At 71.1% G+C, this 14690-nt stretch carries 16 protein-coding genes; 1 reads left to right on the forward strand and 15 read right to left on the reverse strand.

The features are described 5' to 3' along the window. The 10 genes from ASD25_RS25280 to ASD25_RS25325 form a co-directional block, all read right to left on the reverse strand. On the reverse strand, positions 1–270 hold a 270-nt coding region (locus ASD25_RS25280), incomplete at its 3' end, for a response regulator (RefSeq protein WP_156389472.1). Between the two features lie 85 nt (positions 271–355). Further along, complete coding sequence (locus ASD25_RS25285; protein WP_055830954.1) at positions 356–1918, reverse strand: Do family serine endopeptidase; 1563 nt, start codon at positions 1916–1918, stop codon at positions 356–358. A gap of 108 nt (positions 1919–2026) precedes the next feature. Next, a complete protein-coding gene (locus ASD25_RS25290) occupies positions 2027–2518 on the reverse strand; it encodes a cytochrome c-type biogenesis protein (protein ID WP_055830956.1) in 492 nt (163 codons plus the stop codon). Then, positions 2515–4500, reverse strand: a complete 1986-nt coding sequence (locus ASD25_RS25295; protein WP_055830958.1) for a heme lyase CcmF/NrfE family subunit — start codon at positions 4498–4500, stop codon at positions 2515–2517. The genes ASD25_RS25290 and ASD25_RS25295 overlap by 4 nt, the downstream gene beginning before the upstream one ends. Next, on the reverse strand, positions 4497–4982 hold the full coding sequence (gene ccmE / locus ASD25_RS25300) for a cytochrome c maturation protein CcmE (RefSeq protein ID WP_055830960.1): 486 nt from the start codon (positions 4980–4982) through the stop codon (positions 4497–4499). Before ccmE ends, ASD25_RS25295 begins: the two co-directional genes overlap by 4 nt. After that, positions 4979–5803, reverse strand: a complete 825-nt coding sequence (gene ccmI, locus ASD25_RS25305; RefSeq protein WP_055830962.1) for a c-type cytochrome biogenesis protein CcmI — start codon at positions 5801–5803, stop codon at positions 4979–4981. The genes ccmE and ccmI overlap by 4 nt, the downstream gene beginning before the upstream one ends. A gap of 19 nt (positions 5804–5822) precedes the next feature. Beyond that, entirely contained in the window at positions 5823–7178 is a 1356-nt protein-coding gene (locus ASD25_RS25310; protein WP_055830964.1) for a hypothetical protein, read from the reverse strand. 83 nt (positions 7179–7261) lie between these two features. Further along, positions 7262–8710 carry a sensor histidine kinase gene (locus tag ASD25_RS25315; protein ID WP_156376985.1) on the reverse strand — a complete coding sequence of 483 codons (1449 nt, stop codon included), beginning with the start codon at positions 8708–8710 and terminating at the stop codon, positions 7262–7264. Further along, positions 8707–9387, reverse strand: coding sequence for a response regulator transcription factor (locus ASD25_RS25320; RefSeq protein WP_055830966.1), 681 nt, complete (start codon positions 9385–9387; stop codon positions 8707–8709). The genes ASD25_RS25315 and ASD25_RS25320 overlap by 4 nt, the downstream gene beginning before the upstream one ends. After that, positions 9388–9690 (reverse strand): hypothetical protein, encoded by a 303-nt coding sequence (locus ASD25_RS25325; RefSeq protein WP_055830967.1) that lies wholly within the window; start codon positions 9688–9690, stop codon positions 9388–9390. Positions 9691–9930: 240 nt separating this feature from the next. Between ASD25_RS25325 and ASD25_RS25330 the strand changes: the two genes are divergently transcribed. Then, positions 9931–10401 carry a hypothetical protein gene (locus tag ASD25_RS25330; protein ID WP_055830969.1) on the forward strand — a complete coding sequence of 157 codons (471 nt, stop codon included), beginning with the start codon at positions 9931–9933 and terminating at the stop codon, positions 10399–10401. Between the two features lie 61 nt (positions 10402–10462). Here ASD25_RS25330 and ASD25_RS25335 read toward each other — a convergent pair whose 3' ends face one another. The 5 genes from ASD25_RS25335 to ASD25_RS25355 all read right to left on the reverse strand — a co-directional run. Further along, positions 10463–11281, reverse strand: a complete 819-nt coding sequence (locus ASD25_RS25335; protein ID WP_055830971.1) for a PhzF family phenazine biosynthesis protein — start codon at positions 11279–11281, stop codon at positions 10463–10465. Then, positions 11281–11862, reverse strand: a complete 582-nt coding sequence (locus ASD25_RS25340; protein ID WP_055830973.1) for a nucleotidyltransferase family protein — start codon at positions 11860–11862, stop codon at positions 11281–11283. Before ASD25_RS25340 ends, ASD25_RS25335 begins: the two co-directional genes overlap by 1 nt. Beyond that, the gene (gene thiD / locus ASD25_RS25345) at positions 11859–12662 is read right to left on the reverse strand and encodes a bifunctional hydroxymethylpyrimidine kinase/phosphomethylpyrimidine kinase (protein ID WP_055830976.1); all 804 of its coding nucleotides are present in this window, start codon (positions 12660–12662) and stop codon (positions 11859–11861) included. The genes ASD25_RS25340 and thiD overlap by 4 nt, the downstream gene beginning before the upstream one ends. A gap of 48 nt (positions 12663–12710) precedes the next feature. After that, positions 12711–13523 (reverse strand): dihydropteroate synthase, encoded by an 813-nt coding sequence (gene folP, locus ASD25_RS25350; protein ID WP_055830977.1) that lies wholly within the window; start codon positions 13521–13523, stop codon positions 12711–12713. A gap of 64 nt (positions 13524–13587) precedes the next feature. Continuing rightward, a partial coding sequence (locus tag ASD25_RS25355; protein WP_156389473.1) for an ATP-dependent metallopeptidase FtsH/Yme1/Tma family protein occupies positions 13588–14690 on the reverse strand: 1103 nt, incomplete at its 5' end.

Here is a 14690-nt window from a genome sequence, read left to right on the forward strand (position 1 = left end):
TCCTCGACCTCGCTCCTCGACCTCGCCGAGGGCGGACAGGAACAGSACCGGSGTCTGGTCGCCGTCCTTGCGCAGGGTCTCGACCATGCCGATGCCGTCGAGGCGGGGCATCATCCGGTCGACCACATAGACGTCRTAGCCGCCCTTCTGGGCCTCCAGCAGGCCGAAGGCGCCGTCGACGGCGTGGGTGGGCTCATGGCCCGCCTCGGTCAGCCCCCGGACCATCGCGGTCGCGGCCTCGGCGTCGTCCTCGACCACCAGAATGCGCATGGAATCAGCCCCTCGAACGTGAATCGCCGCCGATGTTAGCGCATCGGCGGCGATGGGGGCAGTTAAGGCTTGTTCAGACTTCCAGTCATTCGCCGTCGTCAAACTTCAGCGGAGCGACCACATTGCCTTGCGGGGTGCGGATGAAGAGCAGCACGCTGGGCCGGCCGGCCTGCTTCGCCGCCGCGACGGCCGCCCGGACGTCGGCGGCCGAGGTCACGTTCCGGGTATTCACACGCGTGATCACGAAACCGGCCTGCAAACCGAGGCGAGCGGCCGGCGTCGATCGAGCTACATTCGTTATCAGCACGCCGTTGACGTTATCCGGGAGATCGTACCGCGAGCGCAGGGTGGGCGACAGCGGAGCGACACTCAGGCCCTCAACCGCCTCGCCTGTGGCGGCGGGCGGCGGCGGCGCGGCGGCGCCTCCCGAACCGGACCCGTCCGCAGCGGCCAGTTCCTGCTCCGACGGCCGCGCTCCCGCCCGGACGTTCAGCGTCTGGCGGCGACCGTCGCGTATGATCTCAAGACGAATGGTTTCCCCGGGTCTCGCCTGCCCGACAAGCCGCGAGGCCTCCGTGCTGTCCGCCACGGGTTTACCGTTGACCGCGACGATATAATCGTCGATGCGCGCACCCGCGCGGTCGGCGGGTGCGCCCTCCGTGACGTTTTCGATCAGCGCGCCCTTGAAGTCGCGGGGCTGGCCCAAGGCCTCCCAGCCGTCGGGGCTCAAGGTTCTGAGGCCGACGCCGACATAGCCGCGTTCCACGCGGCCGTTCCGCATCAGCTGTTCCGTCACGCCTTTCGCAATCGACGCCGGAATGGCGAACCCGATACCGACCGATCCGCCGGTCTGGGAATAGATCGCCGAGTTCACGCCGATGACACGGCCGTAGATATCGAAGGTGGGACCGCCCGAATTGCCCCGGTTGATCGCTGCGTCGATCTGCAGGAAGTCAACGTACTGGGATGTCTGGTCATCGACATTCTGCCGGGCGAGAGCCGAGACAATCCCCGCGGTGGCGGTGCCGCCCAGTCCGAAGGGGTTGCCGACCGCGATGACCCAGTCCCCGACCCGGGGCTGGGCCTGTTCCTCGAACGAGACAAACGGGAAGTCAGCGCCCTCGACCTTGATCACGGCGAGGTCGGTGGCCTCGTCACGGCCGACCAGGCGGGCTTCCATCTCGCGACCGTCCGCAAGCTTGACCCGGATTTCAGTGGCGTCCGCGACGACGTGGTTGTTGGTGGCGATGAAACCGTCGGCCGAGATGAAGAAGCCGGACCCGGCGCCCAGCGCGGTCGCGCCCTCCCCGTCCTCGCCTTCCTCCCCGCCCGGCGCTCCGTTGGGGTTCGGAATAGCGAAGGGCATGCCGGGGACTTGGATCATGTTGGGCCGCTGCACCCGCGTCTTGACCTCGATCTGCACCACGGCCGGCGCGACCTGGGCGAAGATGTCGGCGAAGCTGAGAGGCGCACCCTGCGGCGGCGCGAAGGCCAGTCCGCCGCCGGCGCTGGGCGCGAGACGGCCGCTGACGCCCGCGACGGGGCCCGCTTCGGCGGAGGGCCAGTCGATCACGCCGCCCGCGGTGGCGGCGGCGGCGAAGGCGAGGCCGGCGACGGCCCCCAGCATGAATTCCTTGCGCTTCATCATGGAGTTCTTTGCGATCCTTTCGGGCGTAACGCCGCCCGTTTCGACACTGAATATAGGACGGTGACCCGTTTCACCAACGCATGGCGCGATCATAGGTCCCGGCAAGCGTCAGTCGTCAGACGCCTTTGCGTCAGGATCGCGGCGATCCGCGCCGGCGGCGAGAATATCGGCCAGGCGGGCTTCCTCATCGGCCGACAGGGCCGGCGTTTCCTCGCGGCGGCGGCGCGCGAGGGCCAGCAGGCCGATCCCGACCGCCGCCAACGCCGCCAGCGGCCCGAACCACAACAGCCAGGTCCCCGCCCGCACCGGCGGCGTGAACAGGACGAAGTCGCCGTAGCGGCGCACCAGATCCTCGCGCACCTGGGCGTCGCTGCGGCCGGCGGCGATCTCCTCGCGCACCAGCCGGCGCATGTCGGCGGCGATGCCGGCGGGGCTGTCGGAGATGGCCTCGTGCTGGCAGACGACGCAGCGGATGTCGTCGAACAGGGCCCTGGCGCGGGCCTCCTGGGCGGCGTCGGGCAGGGGCCGGTCGGGCGCGGGCGGCGGCTCGGCCGCCATCAGGCCGACGGCGGCCAGGGCGATGAGCAGGGCGCGCTTCATGCCGCCGCCTTCCGCTTGCCGACGCCCAGCCGCAGCCGCCGGTCCAGCAGGGACACGAGCCCGCCGAGGGCCATGATGGCGGGTCCGAGGAAGATCAGCCGCGCCCAGGGATTCCACCAGACGCGCACGCTCCAGGCCGGGGCTCCGGCGGCGGTCTCGCCGCGCTCGCCCAGCACGACATAGACGTCGTCCAGACCCCGGAAATCCAGTCCGACCTCGGTGGTCGTCTGACCCCCGGCGGGGAAGAAGCGGCGCTCGGCGGTGACGACGCGCGACGCGCCGCCATTGTTCAGGGCGACGGTCAGCCGGCCCTGTTCGGCCAGGTAGTTGGGCCCCTCGACGATGCGAACGCTGTCCAGCCGCACGTCATAGCGCCCGGCCGTGACGGTCTCGCCGACGGCCACGGTCCGGGCCGCCTCGACGCGGTAGCCGGTCTCGACCACCGCCCCCAGCACGAACACGCCCAAGCCCGCGTGAGCCAGGACCGTGCCCCAGGCGCCCAGCGGCAGGCCGCGCGCGCGGCGCAGGCTCTCGGGCAGGCTCACGCGGAACAGCCGGACCCGCTCGGCGACCTCGGCCAGGGCGCCGAGCACCAGCCAGCCGCCGAGGCCGATGCCGGCGGCGGACAGGGCCTTGCGCGGTTCGAAGGCCATCCAGCCCAGCAGCGCGACCAGGATGGCCAGGCCCGCGGCGACGGCCAGACGCTGGCCGACGCCCCTGAGGTCGCCGCGTTTCCAGGCGAGCAGCGGCCCGGCCGGCAGGATCAGGAAGGCGACGGCCATCAGCGGGACGAAGGTCAGGGCGAAATAGGGCGGACCGACCGAGATGGTCGCGCCGTTCGCCGCCTCGAGGATCAGCGGATAGAGGGTGCCCAGCAGCACGGTGGCGCAGGCGGCCGTCAGGAACAGGTTGTTCAGCACCAGCGCGCCCTCGCGGCTGACCGGCGCGAACTGGCCGCCGCCCCGGAGCCGGGGGCTGCGCCAGGCGAACAGGGCGAAGGCGGCGCCCGCGGTGACGCCCAGAATGGCGAGCAGCATCAGCCCGCGCTCGGGATCGACGGCGAAGGCGTGGACGCTGGTCAGCACGCCGGAGCGCACGAGGAAGGCCCCCAGCATGGAGAAGGTGAAGGCCAGCAACGCCAGGAAGGTGGTCCAGCCCGCCAGGGCTCCGCGCCGCTCGGTCACCACCGCGCTGTGCAGCAGGGCCGCGCCCGCCAGCCATGGCATGAAGCTGGCGTTCTCGACCGGATCCCAGAACCACCAGCCGCCCCAGCCCAGCTCATAGTAGGCCCAGAAGGCGCCCAGGGTGATGCCCAGGGTCAGCAAGGCCCAGCTGGCCAGGGCCCAGGGCCGGACCCAGCGGCCCCAGGCGGGCCAGAAGCTGTCGTTGGCGCGGCCCTCGATCAGGGCCGCCACGGCCAGGGAGAAACAGACCGAAAACCCGACATAGCCGGCGTAGAGGAACGGAGGATGGAAGGCGAGCGCGGGATCCTGCAGCAGGGGATTCAGCGACGACCCCTGGAGGGGCGCGGGATTCAGCCGCTCGAACGGGTTGGAGGTGAAGACCGCGAAGGCGAGGAACATCACGCCGAGCAGCCCCTGGGTCGCCACGGCCGAGGTCTTGAGGCCGAACGGCAGGTTGCGGGCCCGCGCCAGCGCCGCTCCGAACATGGTCAGCACCAGGCACCACAGCACCAGCGACCCCTCGTGGCTGCCCCAGGCGGCGGCCACCTTGTAGAGCAACGGCTTGTCGGTGTGGCTGTTGGCCGCGACATTGGCGACCGAGAAATCCGACACGGCGAAGGCGAAGACCAGCGCGCCGAAGGCGACGGCGACGGCGGCCGCCGCGGCGATGGCCGCGCCCTGGGCCGCGCCCGCCAGCACCGGGCTGCGGCGCAGACGGCCGGCCGCGGCCATGCCGGTCTGCAGCGCCGAGAGAACCAGGGCGAGGATGAGGGCGAAGGCGCCCAGTTCGACAATCACGTTGCGGGCGTCCCGGGGGCGGGCGTTGCGCCCTCAGGCCGCCATTCGCCTCTTTCCTTCAACCGCTCGGCCACCTCGCGCGGCATGTAGTTTTCGTCGTGCTTGGCCAGCACCTGGGTGGCGCGGAACGACCGGTCGGGCAGGAAGGCGCCCTGTGCCACCACACCCTGCCCCTCGCGGAACAGGTCGGGCAGATCGCCCTGATAGACGACCCGGGTCGCGGCCATATTGTCGGTGATGGAGAAGGCAACCTCGCCATCGGAGCCGCGCCGGACGCTGCCGGCGGCGACCAGACCGCCCAGGCGAACGACCCGGCCCGCCGGGGCCTTGGCCGCCGTGGCCTCGGAGGGCGAGAAGAAGAAGGTGACGCTGTCGCGCATGGCGTACAGGGACAGGCCCACCGCCAGGGCCAGCACCGGCGCGACGGCCGCGACCACCCAGAGCCGGCGCCGCGCCTTCGGCGATTTCGGGAGCCAGCTCACGCGCCGGCCTCCATGGCCGCGATCCGGCTCTCGAGACCGATCCGGCGCGGATCGGAAGGCTCCAGCGCAGCGATCAGCGGAGTCCACATGGCGCGCACGCCGGCGCGGTCCCCGCGCGCCATCGCCGCCTCACCGAGAAAATAGCGCGCGCCCAGCTGGCCGGGATCGCGCCGCAAGGCCTGGACGAAGGCCGCCTCGGCGTCGCCGCCGACCGCGCCCTGGTTGGCCCGGACGAGGCTTTCGCCCAGCCGCGCCCAGCTCTGCGCGTCGTCGGGCTGCAGGGCCAGGGCCCGGCGGAAGGCCGAGGCCGCGCCGATGGGATCGCCGGCCTCGAAGCGGGCGGCGCCGAGCATGGTCAGGGCCTGATGGTCGTCGGGTCGCTCCCGCACCACCCGGGCGGCGACGGCGGCGATCTGCGCCGGCTCGAGCATCTCCAGTTCGGTCGCCCACTGATCGACGCGGCGCTCGTAGGCCTGATCCGGCAGGCCGGGCGATCCGACCGTCGCATAGAGGCCAAGCGCAGCGGCGGCGGTCGCCGCCAGCCCGACGAGAACCTGGAGCCGGTCCCGCGGCTGCGCCCGTACGGGGGCCGTCTCCCGCTCCGCCGACAGAATGCGCCGGCCCGCCTCGGCGCGCGCGGCGGTCCAGCCGGCCTCGTCCAGCAGGCCGCGGGCTTTCAGCCGGTCCAGTTCGGCCAGCTCGGCGCTCGCGGTCAGGGTCGCGACGCCCTCGCCGGCGTCGGCGCCGCGCCGCGCGCCGGCCAGGACCAGCAGGCCGGCAAGCGCCGTCATCAGGGCCGTCATGATCCAGAAAACTGTCATCGCCGCGCGATGTAGCCGATCAGGCGGCCCGCGACGAGGCCCCGCCGCCCGCCGACGAGCCTCCGGCGACTGCGGCCCGACGACGCACCGTGCGGGCGGCCTCCGTCGCGGCTATCAGGTCCAGGCACTGGGCCGTGAAAGCCATCACCTTCAGGGCATGGGCTTCGTCGGGCGCCTCGCCGTCGTTGATCATGCGCAGGACGAGGTCGGCATAGTCGGTCAGGCGCGCCGTCAGGGCCTCGACGAGGGTCTTGCGGTCAGCCTCGCAGCCGAAGGTCGAGGCCGGGCCCCGCACCGAACCCACCAGCCGCAGCAGGCTGCGCGCGGCCAGGACGGTCTCGCCGTCGATCGGCGCGTCCAGTTGCGGCGCCTTGCGGGTCATGCGGCCGGCCATCTGGACGCGTTCCATGGGCAGGGCCTGGTCGACGGCCTTGTCGGCGGCGCGAAGCAAGGCCGACAGCCGACCGGCGATCGCGACCCGCCCGTCGCGGACGGACTTGCCCCATGCGCTCTGGGGATTGAGGGTCAGGGTCACGTCCAGTTCGCCCAGCACGTTCGCGCACCAGGTCAGATCGGCGATGACGTCCTTGACCCGGGCGATGTCGGCGGCGGGCTTGAAGGCGGCGATCCGGGCCGCGCGCAGGTCCACGCCGGCGATCAGCCGATCGACGAACCCGGCCAGTTCCGAGGCGCTCAGAAAACCCTCCTGGTCCACCGCGCAGGATGTCTGGGTGACGATGCGCAGGATCAGGACGGCGTCATCCAGGTGGGAGAACAGGATTTCCAGCACCCGCTGGGCGCCCTCGAGGCGAATGCCGGCGCAATCCTTGAGCAACAGGCGCAACTCGGCGATCTGGTCGCCATCCGGGCGCTTCAGCCAGACTTCCAGAGACGGCAGGCCGCGGCGGGCCATGTGGGCCAGGTCGAGGCAGGCGGCGAGGTCCTCGAGGCCGGCCAGCCGCGCCGGATCCTGCCCGCCGGGCCAGATCAGATCGGGCTGGTCGCGCACGAGGGCGGCGGCGGCCAGGCAGATGCGGTCGGCGACCATCACGGAGGGTTCGTCGCCGTCCAGACGGGGCAACAGGCCGGGTTCCCGGGCGGACGCGGCCTTCCACAGGCGCGCCAGAACGAAAGGCGGAAACGTGAGGGCCGCGACCCCGTCGGCCCGGTCCCGGAACATGGGAATCAGGGGAGCCATGACGAATTGACGGCGCACGCGGTCCCGCTGCTCGTCCGCCAGCATCATGCGCAGTTCCGCCGCCCGACCGCCCGGCAGGGGCGCGACGGCGGAGGCCACGGTCTTGAGCATGGCGTCCGGACACCGCTCCAGCATGGCGGCGAGCGCGACTTTGTGGGCGACGGTCAGCCCCGACATTCAATGTTCCCAAGGCCGGAAGACGCCCGACCGCCCGCCACACTGCACATTCAGGGTTAACAAGCGCTGTGCGAGACGCCGGATCAAGCCTCGGCCGCGGGCAGCTCCAGCAGAACTTTCAGTCCGCCCAGGTCGCTGTCGGCCAGGGTGATGCGACCGCCATAGGCCCGCGTCAGCTCGACGACGATCGACAGGCCCAGACCCGAGCCCGGCGTGGTTTCGTCCATCCGCGCGCCCCTTTCCAGCGCGGCCTCGCGCTGGTCCGCGCGCAGGCCGGGGCCGTCGTCCTCCACGACCACGACCATCTGGCCCAGACCGGTCGGTCCGGCGGAAATCCGGACCCGTCGTTTCGACCATTTGCAGGCGTTCTCGATCAGATTGCCGAGGATTTCCTGCAGGTCCTGCCGCTCGCCGCGGAAGCCCAGATCATCGGGGGCGCGCCAGTCGATCTCCACCCCCTTGGTCTCGAACACCCGCTCCAGCATGACGGCCATCTCGTCCAGGACCTCGGCGATCGGCGTGCGTTCGCCCAGGGCATGGGCGCGGACCGCAGCGCGGGCGCGGCGCAGGTGGTGATCGACCTGGGCCTTCATCACCTCGGTCTGTTTGCGCACCATGTCGGGCAGATCGCCCGGCTGGTCCCCCGCCGCGGCCAGCATGACCGAAAGCGGCGTCTTCAGCGCATGGGCGAGGTTGCCCACATGGGTGCGCTGGCGCTCGACCGTCTCCTGATTGTGGTCCAGCAGACGATTGACCTGTTCCGCCAGGGGCTGGATCTCGAGCGGATAGCTGCCGGCGATGCGGGCGATCCGGCCCTTGCGCACGTCAGCGATCTCGTTGCGCAGGGCGAACAGCGGCCGCAGGCCGATCTGGACCTGCAGGAAGACGGCGATCACCAGGCCCAGGCCGAGGATCAGCAGCGACGTCCAGGTGAAGGTGGCGAACTCGCGCGTGTCCTCGTCGATGTCCGAGCGGTTGATGCCCGCCATGAAGACCAGCGGCGCGTCCCGGCCCGGCAGCGACTTCATGCTGGCCGCCACCCGCAACGGCTCGGGGTAGGGACGACGCAGGGGGCCCGGGGCGGTGTAGCTGATGGTTTCGCCGTCGGCGGCGCGCAGGCGGCCGGGCAGGTCGACCGGGACGAACAGGCTTTCGCCCGCCAGCGACGGCGACCGGGCCAGCACGCGCAAGCCTCCGTCCGGCCCGAACTCGGCGACCGCCCAATACTTGCCGGACAGGGCGCGCAGGGTCTGGGCATCCATGATCGGGGTCACCGTCACGCCTTCGGGCGTCGCATCGGACGCCACGACCACCTCGTCGATGGTGTCGGCCAGAACGTCGCCCAGGCGGCGCAGGGCGGATTCCCGATACTGGGTGGTCAGGGCCCAGCCGGTCAGCACCAGGGCCAGCACGATCCAGGCCGAGGCCAGCCAGATCAGGCGCCGCGTCAGGCTTTTGCCCGGGCGGCCGAACCAGCGGCCCCAGGATCGTCCGTTTGTATCGACCGGCTCGTCCCCCGACGTTTCGGTCACGCCCCCTCGGACTCCCCGGCCAGCGGGGTCAGGCGATAGCCGAGGCCTCTCACCGTCTCGATGCGGTCAGAGCCGATCTTCTTGCGAAGACGTCCGACGAACACCTCGATCGTGTTGGAGTCGCGGTCGAAGTCCTGGTCGTACAGGTGTTCGACCAGCTCGGTGCGGCTGATCACCCGGCCCTGGTGCATCATCAGATAGTGGAGCAGCCGGTATTCGAGCGAGGTCAGCCGCAGGGGCTCGCCGTTGACCGTCGCCCGGGCCGCGCGCGGATCAAGCCGGAGGCCGCCGCACGACAGGGTCGCCGAGGCGATGCCGGCCGAACGGCGCAGCAGGGCCCGCAGGCGGGCCAGGAGTTCCTCGGTGTGGAAGGGCTTGGTCAGATAGTCGTCGGCGCCGGCGTCGAAGCCCGCCACCTTGTCGGACCAGGCGCCCCGCGCCGTCAGGATCAGCACCGGCGTGGTCTTGCCGTCGCGGCGCCAGCGTTCCAGCACCGAAACGCCGTCGATCTTGGGGAGGCCGAGGTCCAGCACCACCACGTCATAGGGCTCGGTGTCGCCGAGGAAATGGGCTTCCTCGCCGTCCGCGGCGTGATCGACCGCGTAACCGGCGTCGCCCAGGGCCAGCTTCAGCTGACGCGACAGGTCAACGTCGTCCTCGACAAGCAGCACGCGCATTCAGCGTTCTCCGATGACCCGGCCGGTGCGGCCATCCACCATGATGTCGGCGATCCGGCCGCCGGGATACTCCCATCGAACCACGATGGTTCCGCCGCGGTCGCTGGCGCCCAGGAATCGCCCCGGGCGACCCGAGGAGGCGCGCTGCGCGGCCTCACCCACGCTGATCCGGGGCCGTTCGTCCTGCCGCTCGCGCTCCGGACGATCGCGGTCGCCGCGCGGGACGCGGTCCTGCGCAACCGCCTGGGACAGGGGGGCGGCCGCGGTCAGGGCGGCAAGTCCTATGGCGAGGGAGCGAAACATGGGGACGGGTTTAGGCCTCAGGCTCTGAACGCGGGCTGAACGACCAACATAGACATATTTTACCGTCCGCGCCCCGCCCGGGCGGCGGAAGTTCAAAGCGGGGACGGGCCCCATTACGGCGATGTCACGGGGATGAACGGCAGCTGACACAGGGCGTTCAGGCAGGGCTCACGCTGGGAGTGGTCTTCTCCGTCTCAACGCCGGCCACCCGGTCCGCGTCGAACCGCCAGGAGACGACAGATGAAGACGTTCCTCATCCCCGCCATCGCCCTGGCCGCGGTCTCCATCGCGGTCCCGGCCATGGCCCAGAACTATCAAGGCCAGTATCGCGGCGACCGCGACGGCCGTTACGAGCAGGAGTATCGCGGCGATCGCGACGGACGCTACGAGCAAGAGCGTCGCGACGGACGTTACGAGCAAGAGCGTCGCGGCGACCGCTACGAGCGGGACAACCGCGGCGGCTGGCAATCGATCTCCCAGCGCAAATATCAGCTGGACCGCCGCATCGACCGGGGCGAACGCAATCGCCAGCTGAGCCGCCGGGAAGCGATGCGCCTTCGGGCCGAACTGAACCAGCTGGTCCAGCTTGAGTACAGCTATATGCGCGGCGGCCTGTCGGCCCGCGAACGCATGGAACTGGACCGCCGCTACGACCGTCTGTCGGCCCTGGTGCGCGCCGAACGTCGCGACAACGACAACCGTCGCTACTAGCCGGACCTTCCTCCCCCGGAGGTCCGAGGGGCGCGATCCGCAAGGGTCGCGCCCCTTTTGCTTACGCGGTCAGCCTCAGGCGGCTTTCGACCACGGTCACCGCCTGTCCGCGCAGCAGGACGCGATCGCCCCGCACCTCGGTCCCGATGTCGCCGCCGCGTCCCGGAAACAGCTGCCGGAAGCGCACGTCCCGGCGACCCAGCTTGTCGGCGTACAGCGGCGCGAGGATGCAGTGGGCGGAGCCCGTGGCCGGATCCTCGTCCACGCCGCAGCCGGGGGCGAAGAAGCGGTCGACCACGTCCACGTCGTCGGACGGATCGGCCAGGGCGCAGACGATCACCTGCCCCGTCTCCCCGGCCTCGCCCTGGATCGGCGTCAGGGCGCGGATGTCGGGCGAAACAGCGCGCACCGCCGCCGCGTCGGCCAGCACCGCGACCAGATAGCGGCCGGCCCAGACCTCGACCGGGTCCGCGCCCAGCGCCTCGGCCAGGCCGGCGGGCGCCGTCGCGCAGCGGCGCGGCGGATCGGCCGGGAAGTCCATTTCATAGCCAGACGCCGCCCGCCTCACGATCAGCGGGCCCGAGCGGGTGTCGAAGGTCAGGGCCGCCGCCTCAAGGCCCGTCTCGGCCAGCAGGACATGAGCCGAGGCCAGGGTGGCGTGGCCGCACAGATCGACCTCCATGCCCGGGGTGAACCAGCGCAGGCCGAACCGCGCCGGATCGCCCGTGCGCAGCAGGAAGGCGGTTTCGGCCTGGTTGTTCTCCCTGGCCAGCGCCTGCATCCAGGCATCGGAGGGCCATTGGCGAAACGGTTCGACCACGCAGGCCGGATTGCCCTTGAAGGGCTCGGAGGCGAAGGCGTCGACGGTCCACTGGCGCATCAGGCGGTCTCCGGTTCGATGACGGTCAGTTCAGGCCAGCGCGCCCGCGCCCGTTCGACCACGCGCAGCCAGTCCCTCGCCACGCCGCGGTTGGGATTGGGCCGCAGGACCAGGTTGAACATGTCGTCCAGGCCCAGGGGCGCGGCCACACTGACGGCGTCGTCCTTCTCCAGCCGCACGCCGATGGCGAAGGCCGGGGCCACGAACCGCTCAAGGGCCTCGTCGGTGCCCGACAGCGGGTCATAGGGCTCGCCGAAATGGGCGGGAAACCAGATCGGCACGCGCGCCTGGTTGCGCACCTCGACGGTGCTGCGGAAGGGCTCGTCGAAGGCGGCCGCGACCCGTTTGATGACGACGTCCTCGGCGTCCCAGCTCGTGTCCGGATCGAAATAGCCGACGTCATAGTCGCGGACGCCATAGCCCGCCGGCCGGCCCGTCAGGGCGTTCCAGACGCTCTGGTAGACCGCGCCCGAGAATATCCGCCAGTCCGGCAGGTCCTGATCCCGAATCCCTCGCAGCACATGCATCAGGCCCGGGTCGGCGCGGACAATGTCGACCAGCCGGGATTCCAGCGCCTTCATCGGTCGCGCCTCATCGGCCAGCCGTGGTCCAGCGGCCCGTGCCCCGCGCCCAGACCCGGCGCGCGGCGGATGGCCTCGGCGACATAGGCCCAGGCCTCGGCCACGGCGGCCTCCAGCGGCAGCCCCTTCGCCAGCCCCGCGGCGCAGGCGCTGGCCAGGGTGCAGCCGGTGCCGTGGGTGTGGCGGGTGTCCAGACGCGGGCCCTCGAGCAGGGTTTCGCCGTCCGGCGTGACGAGGACGTCGATGACGGTCTCGCCCGGAATATGGCCGCCCTTCATGAGCACGGCCGCGGCCCCGAGGTCGAGCAGATGCTCGCCCGCCCGGCGCTGGCCCTCGATATCCCTGACCTCGAGGCCGGTCAGGGCCTCGGCCTCGGGCGCGTTGGGCGTCAGCAGGGCGGCGCGCGGGATCATCAGCGCCCGGACCGCCGAGACGGCGTCGTCGGCGAGCAGGCTCTGCCCGCCCTTGGCGACCATGACGGGGTCGACGACCGCCGGGGCGGCGCAACTGTCCAGAATGGCGGCGACGCGTTCCACCACCTGGCGCGAACCCAGCATGCCGGTCTTGATGGCGTCGGCGCCGATATCGTCCAGCACGGCCCGCGCCTGGGCCTCGATCAGATCCAGCGGCAGCGGATGGACGCCGTGAACGCCAAGGGTGTTCTGCACCGTGATCGCGGTGATCGCCGTGGCGGCGTAACCGCCCAGGGCGGTGACCGCCTTGATGTCGGCCTGCACCCCCGCCCCGCCGCCCGAGTCCGAGCCGGCGATGATCAGGACGCGTCCGAGGGGCGAGGTCATGCGCGCTGGATGGCCAATCGCGGCCGGTTCGGCAAGCCGGATCGTGCTTTATCCGACGATCGCCGAGCCGACGGCGGCCTGGACTGCCAGCGCCTGGACGGTTTCGCGGACGTCGTGGACGCGGATGATCGCGGCCCCGCGCCGCGCGGCCTCGAGCGCCAGGGCCAGGGAGCCGCCGAGGCGGTCGTCGGCGTCGCTCGCCGTCGGGTCGACCGACTGGATCGTGCGCTTGCGGCTGGCCGCGTAGAGGACGGGGAAGCCGGTCGCCGTCAGCCGGTCCAGATGCGCCGTCAGGGCCAGGTTGTGCGCCGCCGTCTTGCCGAAGCCGATGCCGGGATCCAGCCAGATGCGCTCGCGCGCCACGCCGGCGGCCAGGGCCGCGCCGGCGCGGGCGACCAGCCAGTCCGCGACCTCGGCGACGACGTCGTCATAGCGGGGATCGGCCTGCATGGTGCGCGGCTCGCCCTTCATGTGCATCAGCACCACGTCGCAGCCGAGTTCGGCGGCGGTGGCGACACTGTCGGGGGCGTGGCCGAGGGCGGTCACATCGTTCCACATCGTCGCCCCGGCGGCGACCGCGGCGCGGGCGACCGCGGGCTTCATGGTGTCGATGCTGATGGGGCCGTCCCAGTTGGCGCGCAGCCCCTCGATAACGGGAAGGACGCGGGCGATCTCGTCCTCCGCCGTGACCGGCCCGGCGCCGGGCCGCGTGCTCTCCCCCCCGACATCGAGAATGTCCGCGCCCCGTTCGACCAGCCGCAGCCCATGCGCCACGGCGGCCTCGACCGAGGCCAGCCGGCCGCCGTCCGAGAAGCTGTCGGGGGTGACGTTGACGATGCCCATGACGCGGGGACGGCTCATCGGAAATCCCGGAGGAAACGGGCGCGCCGACGGGCGCGCCCTTCAGGCCTGGCCGGCCTCGCGGTCAGTGGACCGTGGCGGGCTCGACGGTGACGCCGTCCGACACCGGGGTGATCGGCACCGAGACCGACGGGCCGGCGTTGGGGAAGTTGCTTTCGTCGCGGTTGGGGGCGAGACCCTTCTCGAGCAGGTCCTTGATCTCCTGACCCGACAGGGTCTCGTACTCGAGCAACGCCTGGGCCAGGGTTTCCAGATCGGCGGCCTTGTCGGTCAGGATCTGGCGAGCCTCGTCCCAGCCGGCGCCGACGATGCGCTTGACCTCGGAATCGATGATCCGGGCCGTCTCTTCCGAGACGTTCTGGCTGCGGGCCACCGAGTGTCCCAGGAAAACCTCCTGCTCGTTCTCGCCATAGGCGACGGTGCCCAGGATGTCCGAGAAGCCCCACTGGGTGACCATGCGGCGGGCCAATTTCGAGGCCTGCTGGATGTCAGAGGACGCGCCCGAGGTGATGTTCTCCTTGCCGAAGATCAGCTCCTCGGCGACGCGGCCGCCGGCCATGATGGCGATGCGGTCGACCATCTGCTGGTACTTCATGGAATAGCGGTCGCCTTCCGGCAGCTGCATCACCATGCCGAGGGCCTGGCCGCGCGGGACGATGGTCGCCTTGTGCACCGGGTCGGCCATCTTGACGTTCATGGCCACGATCGCGTGGCCGCCCTCGTGATAGGCGGTCAGGCGGCGCTCTTCCTCGTTCATGGCCATGGATTTGCGCTCGCCGCCCTCGTGATAGGCGGTCAGGCGGCGCTCTTCCTCGTTCATGGCCATGGATTTGCGCTCTGCGCCCATCATGACCTTGTCCTTGGCGTCCTCGAAATCGCGATGGGTGACCATGCGACGGTCCTTTCGGGCCGCCATCAGGGCCGCCTCATTGACCAGATTGGCCAGGTCGGCGCCGGAGAAGCCGGGGGTGCCGCGGGCGATGGTCTTGACCACCACGTCCGAGGCCAGGGGCACGTCCTTCATGTGGACGCGCAGGATCTTCTCGCGGCCGTTGACGTCGGGATTGGGCACCACGACCTGGCGGTCGAAGCGGCCGGGACGCAGCAGGGCCGGGTCCAGCACGTCGGGACGGTTGGTGGCGGCGATCAGGATGATGCCCTCGTTGG

It is taken from the genome of Brevundimonas sp. Root1423, from assembly GCF_001426805.1.